General features: G+C 53.5%; 1 protein-coding gene and 1 pseudogene. One reads left to right on the top strand and one right to left on the bottom strand.

Features of this window, described 5'->3' with window-relative positions; all coding sequences use genetic code 11:
* On the top strand, positions 1-173 hold a 173-nt coding region (locus MoGM_RS03865; protein WP_146078636.1), incomplete at its 5' end, for a helix-turn-helix domain-containing protein.
* Between the two features lie 141 nt (positions 174-314).
* On the opposite strand, the pseudogene MoGM_RS13145 reads toward MoGM_RS03865, so the two are convergent.
* Positions 315-514: pseudogene (locus tag MoGM_RS13145) on the bottom strand (hypothetical protein); the annotation flags it as partial.

Consider the following 514-nt stretch of genomic DNA (forward strand, 5'->3'; position numbering starts at 1 on the left):
TGTCGGCACGGCTGAAAGTGAGCCGCCGGACACTTCAGGACTATCGAAACGAAGGGCGCATAGCCTATATCCAATTAGGCGGTAAAATCCTCTACCGTGAATCCGACATCGAAAGGATGCTGGCTGACAGCTACCGCTCCGCTTACCGATTGACGGCAACCCGATTTTCTTGAAGGAGCGCAGTTTGCCGTCTGCCTTATGATTGCGTCAGCAATGGACTTTCGGCAAAAAGAGAAAGGAACGGCTTACGGACGGAGCATCAAAATCCCGCTTCGTCTGTAAGCCGTTCCTCTCTTCTTTCTTCTGATTTCCCGTCAGTCGCTTGTTTCCGTTGCCGGATGCTCTTCAAGCGTATGGCAGGCAATGGCAAGGTTTTCGGGTTGAATACGCTCCGCAGGAGGAAGATTCCGCCCGAAACGGCTCTGCCGCCCGACCTTGCCACTACCATCAAGCCATACGCTACCTTTGCATCCGTGCATCGGGAACGAGTGGCTGACGGAATGAACCTCAACTA

Source organism: Prevotella sp. MGM1, from assembly GCF_002933775.1.
Classification (GTDB): Bacteria; Bacteroidota; Bacteroidia; order Bacteroidales; family Bacteroidaceae; genus Prevotella.